Origin of the sequence: Pseudomonas sp. 18.1.10 (assembly GCF_024655625.1) — a bacterium.
GTDB lineage: Bacteria > Pseudomonadota > Gammaproteobacteria > Pseudomonadales > Pseudomonadaceae > Aquipseudomonas.
This window is the reverse complement of sequence record NZ_JANLGL010000249.1, coordinates 1-7,324: the sequence shown is the minus strand read 5'-3', so window position 1 is coordinate 7,324 and position 7,324 is coordinate 1. Positions and strand designations below refer to the sequence as shown.

Here is a 7,324-nt window from a genome sequence, read left to right as displayed (position 1 = left end):
GCGTTTTGCTTACTTTTGCGCTCTTCAAAAGTGAGCCGCCGTAAGGGCGGAACCATAGGTGGCCGTTACCCAAAAAACGGATATGTACACCGATAGACCTCCATCATCGGCAAGCCAGCTCCCACAGAAAAGCACACACCCAAGATGGCAAGATACCCGCCCCTCAGGTTTACTACGCTCTGAGTAAGGTTTTACCGACATCCCACGTCGGGTCATCTAGGTCATCGAATGAACAACTACACCCCCCGCACCTGGCAGCCCCACGAGCGCCCGAGCCTGCCCGGTTCGCCCTCGACGCCGTTGCACCCCACGCACAAGCGCTGGCTGTTTGCGATGGTGGGCGTGCTGGTGGCAATCACCGGCGGCCTGGGCAACGCGCTGGTCATCGCCAACCTGCAATACCTGCAAGGCGCCCTCGGTGCGACCACCGCCGAAATGGCCTGGCTGCCCGCCGCCTATGTCATGACCAACGTATGCATGAACCTGCTGCTGGTGAAGTTCCGCCAGCAGTTCGGCCTGCGCGCGTTTACCGAGGTGTTCCTGGTGTTGTACGCGCTGGTGACCTTCGGCCATTTGTTCGTCAACGACCTCAGTTCGGCGATTGCGGTGCGGGCGGCCCACGGCATGGTCGGGGCGGCGCTGAGTTCGCTGGGCTTGTACTACATGATCCAGGCGTTCCCCGCCAAGTGGCGCTTGAAGGCGCTGGTGCTGGGCTTGGGCACGGCGCAGTTGGCCTTGCCGCTGGCGCGGTTGTTCTCCGAGGATTTGCTGCAAATCGCCGAGTGGCGCGGCTTGTACCTGTTTGAATTGGGCATGGCGCTGATCTGCCTGGGTTGCGTGTTCCTGCTCAAGTTGCCGCCCGGTGACCGTTTCAAGACCTTTGAAAAACTCGACTTCCTCACCTTCGCGATCCTCGCCAGCGGCGTCGCCTTGTTGTGTGCGGTGTTGTCCCTGGGGCGTATCGACTGGTGGCTGGAAGCCCCGTGGATCGGCGTGGCCTCGGCCTGTTCCCTGGTGCTGATAATGGCCGGGCTGGCCATCGAGCATAACCGCGCCAACCCGATGCTGATGACCCGCTGGCTGGGCAGCGGGGTGATGATCCGCCTGGCGTTGGCGGTGATCCTGATCCGCATGGTGCTGTCCGAGCAGTCCACCGGCGCGGTGGGGTTCATGCAAATGCTCAACATGAGCTACCAGCAGATGCACACGCTGTACGTGGTGATGCTGGCCGGGGCGATTGCGGGGCTTGTGGTCAGCGCGTTGACGATCAACCCGGCGCACTTGTTGATGCCGCTGGTGATCTCCCTGGCGTTGATGGCGACGGGGTCGGTGATGGACAGTTTTTCCAGCAACCTGACCCGCCCGCAGAACCTGTATATCAGCCAGTTCCTGCTAGGCTTCGGCGGGACGTTCTTCCTCGGGCCGACCATGGTGTTGGGCACCAAGAACGTGCTGACCAACCCGCGCAATCTGGTGAGTTTTTCGGTGATGTTCGGCATTTGCCAGAACCTCGGCGGCTTGATGGGCGCGGCGCTGCTGGGCACGTTCCAGGTCGTGCGCGAGAAGTTTCATTCGAGCATGATCGTCGAGCACCTGAGCCTGCTCGACCCGCGTGTGGCCGCGCGGGTGTCGAGCGGCGGCTCGGCCTATGGCGGGGTGATTGCCGACCCGGAATTGCGCAACCTCATGGGCATCCGCAGCCTGGCCACCGCGGCCACCCGTGAAGCGAACGTAATGGCCTACAACGATGTCTTCATGCTGATCGCGATCATCGCGATACTGACCATGATCTGGATCTTTATCCGCAGTCTGTGGCTGATGAGCACCACGAAAGCAGCCACTCCCGTTCAACCCAGCGGCGCACCTCAATGACCGAACCTTCAACGACCACCACCACCGCCATCGCCGCGACCCCGGAAGGCAGCACACCTCCCGGTGCGGTGCCCACCGAACTGCGACCGTTGCGGGTGCGCATTATCTCGTCCCTGGGCTTTGCCGCCATTGCCGTGGTCGGCGTGCTGATCGTGCTTTACGCCTGGCAATTGCCACCCTTCAGCAGCGCGGTGGAAACCACCGAAAACGCCCTGGTGCGCGGGCAGGTGACGATCATCGGGCCGCAGCTCGCCGGTTATGTGTTTGAAGTGCCGGTGCAGGATTTCCAGTACGTGAAGGCCGGCGACCTGCTGGTGCGCCTGGATGATCGTATCTACAAGCAGCGCCTCGACCAGGCACTGGCCCAACTGGCGGTGCAGAAAGCCTCGCTGGCCAATGTGGTGCAGCAGCGCAACAGCGCCGAAGCCACCATCAAGCTGCGCCAGGCGGCGTTGGCGGACAGCGAGGCGCAGGCGCGTAAAAGCACCGCCGACTTGCGCCGCAATGAAGAGCTTATCAGCGATGGTTCGGTGTCCCGGCGCGAGCTCGACGTGACCCGTGCAGCAAATGCGCAGACCATCGCAGCGGTGGCCCAGGCCCAGGCCAGCCTGGAAATCGCGCGGCAGGATTTGCAGACGGTGATCGTCAATCGCGGCTCCCTGGAAGCGGCGGTCGCCAGTGCCGATGCAGCGGTGGAACTGGCGCGCATCGACCTGTCCAACACGCGCATCACCGCACCGCGTGACGGCCAGCTGGGGCAGATTGGCGTGCGCCTCGGTGCCTACGTCAATTCTGGCGCGCAATTGATGGCGCTGGTGCCGCCGCAGTTGTGGGTGATCGCCAATATGAAAGAAACCCAGATGGACAATGTGCAGGTCGGCCAGCCGGTGACGTTCACCGTGGATGCGTTGAACCACCGCAGGTTTCACGGCACGGTGCAGCACATTTCGCCGGCCACGGGATCCGAGTTCAGCCTGTTGCAGGCGGACAATGCCACCGGCAACTTTGTGAAGATCGCCCAGCGCGTGCCGGTGCGGATTACGGTGGACCCCGACCAGGAGCAGAGTGAGCGGCTAAGGCCGGGGTTGTCGGTGGTGGTCAGTATCGACACCGCAGGGCGCCTCAAGAACAGCCCACCCTGACACTGACACTGACACTGACCCTGACACAACAGAGATCAAAACTGTGGGAGCTGGCTTGTCGGGTCGCCGCATCGCTGCGATAGCTATCTGTCAGTTGATGCACCTTTTACTGATGTACCGCTATCGCAGGCAAGCCAGCTCCCACAGTTGGAAGGTATTTCAGGTTGAACGTCAGGTGTGCCGACTGGTTTTGTTCCAACAGCTTGAGGCCCGGCCTGCCCGGCAGGTGATGCGCATTCACCGGATGACTCACCGGCTCGATGCAAAAGAACCCCAACCCCGGCGGGCAATACAGCAGGAAATAATCCGCACCGCTGGCCTGGCACTCCAGGGCATAACCCAGCTCCGGTTGCTCGATCCGGCAATGCCCATCCCACTGGCAAAAACCGTTATCCACCATCCCCTTCGGCAAGGCCTTGAGCTGTTGGAAATCCCAGTCTGCGGGTAGCGGCGCCAGCCCCGTAGGCAATTTGGCGGCATCGCTCAGCCACACCTGCGAAGCCTTGGCCTGTAACCGTGTACCCGGTTGGCGCGGCAGATACGGGTGTAACCCCAAACCGTGCCAGGCAGGTTTTGCGGCCAGATGCGTCACCGTCAATGCGATGCTCAGCTCGCCATTGTTCAAGCGAAACCGTTGCTCGGCACGATAGGCAAACGGCGTATCGCACATCACCTCCAGCACCACTTCATCCACCGACTGGCTGACCACTTGCCACGCCTGTTGCCACGCCGAACCATGGATCGGCAGCGGGTCGGTCAGGCTGTTGGCCGACAGGGCCAGCCAGCCATCGGGGTTGTTGAAACCACCATTGGCAATGCGGTTGGACCAGGGCGCCAGCGGATAACAGCCCAGCTTGCCCGGAAGGCCCGTGTTCACCGCATGTTCATCGCTATGGCGCAACAACGGCTGGCCGCTGGCGATAACCTGCCAGTTGACGATGCTGCCGCCAATGGCGGGGGCCAGGGTGAGGTGGGTGAGGGCGTCTTTGAGTTCGATCATCAGGGTTATCCCGTCAGAGAGTGAAAGTCGGCTCAGCCAAGCCCTGCACACCAGGATTGAGGGCAAACACGCCGCCGGACAGCGACTGCTCACTGTGGTCATCACGGATCGAGGTCACGAACAGGGTGTCCAGCCGGCTACCACCAAACGCGCACATGGTGGGCTTTTTCACCGGCACGCTGAGGGAGCGGTCGAGGCGGCCGTCGGGGGTGAAACGGTGGATCAGCCCGGCGTCGTTGGCGCAGATCCAGTAGCAACCGTCGGCGTCCACCGCGGCGCCGTCGGGGCGGCCGGGGTGTGGGTGCATGTCCACGAACACGCGGCGGTTGGACGGCGTGCCGCTGTCGATGTCGTAGTCGAACGCCCAGATCTGCTGCACCAGTGGGTGCGAGTCGGAGGCGTACAGCGTGCGCCCATCGGGGCTGAAGGCCAGGCCGTTGAGGGTGATGAACCCGTCCAGCGCGGCATGGGGCGCTTGGCCGGACGCGTAGCGGTAGAGGATGCCCTCGGCGGCATTCAAGCCCATGTTCAACACCATGCTGCCGGCCCAGAAACGGCCCTGGCGATCGCAGCGGCCATCGTTCAGACGCATGTCGGCACGCGAGTGCTCGACCTTGGCCAGGCGCGTGCTGTCGAGGCTGCCATCGCTGTGCGCGGTGAGTTGGAAGAAGCCGCTTTCCATCCCCGCGACCCAGTTGCCCGTGCTGGTGCGGGCAATGCAGGCGAGCATCTCAGGAGCTTTCCAGGCGGCGACATGGCCGCTGGCGGCGCTCCAGCGTTGCAGGCCGCCGTTGGGGATGTCCACCCAGTACAACGCGTTTTCCTCGGGCACCCACACCGGGCATTCGCCCACCGCATTGCGCGCATCAACAATCAATTCAGCCGTCATCGGTCAGTCCCCAAACGGCCCGGCGGCGCAGAACGCACCGCCCTGGTAGACCTTGGCCGGGTCATCGGCGGCCACCGGGGGCAGGGTTTCGACCTGGGCGCGGAACACTTCGGAATTGTCCTTGGGCGCGTAGCCCAGGTGCGCGGCGTAGCGGTTGTCCCACCAGGTGTCGAGGTTGTCGGACATGCCGTAGACTACGGTGTGGCCAACGTCTGGCGTGTACAGCGCGCGCTCCAGCAGTTGGGTCAGGTCGTCGAAGCTCAGCCAGGTGTGCATCATCCGGCGGTTCTGCGGCTCGGGGAACGACGAGCCGATGCGGATGCTCACGGTCTGGATGCCGTAGCGATCGAAGTAGAAGCTGGCCATGTCTTCGCCATAGGACTTGGACAGACCGTAGTAGCTGTCCGGGCGACGCGGCGAGTGGGCGTCAAGGATTTCGCCCTGCTTGTGGAAGCCGATCACATGGTTGGAGCTGGCGAAGATCACGCGCTTGACGCCATGCCGGCGCGCAGCCTCGTAGATATGGAAAATCCCGCTGATGTTGGCGCCGAGCACTTCTTCGAAGGAGCGCTCAACCGAGACGCCGCCGAAGTGCAGGATCGCGTCGACGCCTTCCACCAGGTGGTGCACGGCTTGTTTGTCGGCGAGGTCGCAGGGTTGCACTTCTTCGCTGTCATCGGTGGCTGGGGCCATCTCGGCGATGTCCGACAGGCGCAGCACCTGGGCGTAAGGGCGCAGGCGTTCGCGCAGGACTTTGCCCAGGCCGCCAGCGGCACCGGTGAGCAATAGGCGGTTGAAGGGAACGGCAGGGGTGGTGGTCATGGGCGGGTCCATTGTTGTTGTAGGTTGTCGTATGACTATGGTGGAGTATCGGTATTGGTTCCTGGGGTTGTCAACGCTCCTTCAGGCGAGTGGGATCTAAATGTGGGAGCGGAAGACTTGAGGCCCTACAACAGTGAAATCGGATAGCTGACGAAAATCCGGTTCTCATCGAACTCATTGTTGCTGAAATCCCGGCGCATGGTCGAGTTGCGCCATTTCACATTCAAGTTCTTCAGTGCACCACTCTGCACGGTGTAAGCCAGCTCCGATTCACGCCCCCATTCCTTGCCGTCGGTGATCGCCCCGGTGTGCACATTACTGCCGCTGATATAGCGGTTCATCATGGTCAGCCCCGGCACGCCAAGCACCACGAAGTTGAAGTCATGGCGCAGCTGCCAGGATTTTTCCCGGGCGTTGTCATAGCTGGCGTTGTAGCTGTCGTTGGCCAGGGTGCCGCCGCTGGTGCCGTTGACCCTCATCCACACGCTGTTGCCGGTGAGTTTCTGCAGGCCCACGTAGAAGGTGTTGCCGCCGTAGCGCGCCGAGAGCAGGGCGAAGGTGGTCTTGTTGTCGAGGTCGCCGGCCAGGGCGCTGCCGTCTTCCTTGCCGTTGAAGAAGCCGAGGTTGGCGCCCAGGGTCCAGTCGCCCACGGGTTGGCTGTGGGTGAGGTTGAGGTATTGCTGCTGGTAGATGTCGGTGAGTTCGGCGTACCACAGGCCGAGCTGGGTGCGTTTGTCGTTGAAGGTGTATTCGCCGCCGCCGAAGTTGAAACGGTCCGAGGTGAAGGCGGCTTTGCCGTTCATGAACATGTCTTCCATGCTCGCGTCGTTGCGTGGGCTGTTGCCACGGAACTGGCCGCCGTAGAGCGTCAGGCCGGCGATTTCGTCGGAGGTGACCTGGCCGCCACGGAAAGTCTGGGGCAGGGAGCGGCCGTCGTCGGAGCGCAGGATCGGCAATACGGGCATCCATTCGCCGACCTTCAATTCCGTCTTCGACAGCCGCGTCTTCAACGCCACCCCCAGGCGGCCGAAGTTGTCGGCCGGGCGGCCGTCGCTATGGATCGGCAGCAACTGGGTGCCGCCGGTGCCTTTGCCACCGTCGAGCTTTTGCGAGTACAGGCCCAGCACATCGATGCCGAAGCCCACGGTGCCCTGGGTGAAGCCGGACTTGGCGTCGAGAATGAAGTTTTGCGTCCACTCCTCGGCCTTGGCTTGTGGATTGGTCGGGTTGGTGAAGTTGCGGTTGAAGTAGGCGTTGCGCAGGTTGAGCGTGGCCTTGGCATCGTCGAGGAAACCGTCGGCCTGGGCGCAGAGGGGTAGGGCGGCGCTCAGGCTGCCAAGACCGATAAGGCCCAGGCGTGCGCAGGAATGGCGGGCGAATTGACTCACAGTGGAGCTCCCTTTCTTTTGTTGTTTTTATTATTTGTCATACGTCGTCGTACAACATTGAGGGCGATATTTGCGGGGTTTACGGGGCTTGTCAACAAGAAGTTATACGATGACTTTGGTTTTCACCGGTAGGACAGTGGGCACGCTTTAAATGTGGGAGCGGGCTTGCTCGCGAATGCGGTGTATCAGTCACAAGATTTATTGACTGGTC

Annotated in this window: 6 protein-coding genes; 2 read left to right on the top strand and 4 right to left on the bottom strand. The window is 62.3% G+C overall.

The features are described from left to right. Positions 1–228: 228 nt before the first annotated feature. Positions 229–1,872, top strand: coding sequence for an MFS transporter (locus NUV89_RS25945; RefSeq protein WP_257783566.1), 1,644 nt, complete (start codon positions 229–231; stop codon positions 1,870–1,872). Further along, positions 1,869–3,014: an HlyD family secretion protein gene (locus NUV89_RS25940; RefSeq protein ID WP_257783565.1), complete on the top strand. Its 1,146-nt coding sequence runs from the start codon at positions 1,869–1,871 to the stop codon at positions 3,012–3,014. Before NUV89_RS25945 ends, NUV89_RS25940 begins: the two co-directional genes overlap by 4 nt. Before the next feature lie 106 nt (positions 3,015–3,120). Here NUV89_RS25940 and NUV89_RS25935 read toward each other — a convergent pair whose 3' ends face one another. The 4 genes from NUV89_RS25935 to NUV89_RS25920 form a co-directional block, all read right to left on the bottom strand. Next, positions 3,121–4,014 (bottom strand): aldose 1-epimerase, encoded by an 894-nt coding sequence (locus NUV89_RS25935; protein WP_257783564.1) that lies wholly within the window; start codon positions 4,012–4,014, stop codon positions 3,121–3,123. A 13-nt stretch (positions 4,015–4,027) separates the two neighbouring features. Continuing rightward, positions 4,028–4,903 (bottom strand): SMP-30/gluconolactonase/LRE family protein, encoded by an 876-nt coding sequence (locus tag NUV89_RS25930; protein WP_257783563.1) that lies wholly within the window; start codon positions 4,901–4,903, stop codon positions 4,028–4,030. Between the two features lie 3 nt (positions 4,904–4,906). Then, positions 4,907–5,725, bottom strand: coding sequence for an NAD(P)-dependent oxidoreductase (locus NUV89_RS25925; protein ID WP_257783562.1), 819 nt, complete (start codon positions 5,723–5,725; stop codon positions 4,907–4,909). 125 nt (positions 5,726–5,850) lie between these two features. Further along, positions 5,851–7,113: an OprD family porin gene (locus NUV89_RS25920; RefSeq protein ID WP_257783561.1), complete on the bottom strand. Its 1,263-nt coding sequence runs from the start codon at positions 7,111–7,113 to the stop codon at positions 5,851–5,853. Positions 7,114–7,324: the final 211 nt, after the last annotated feature.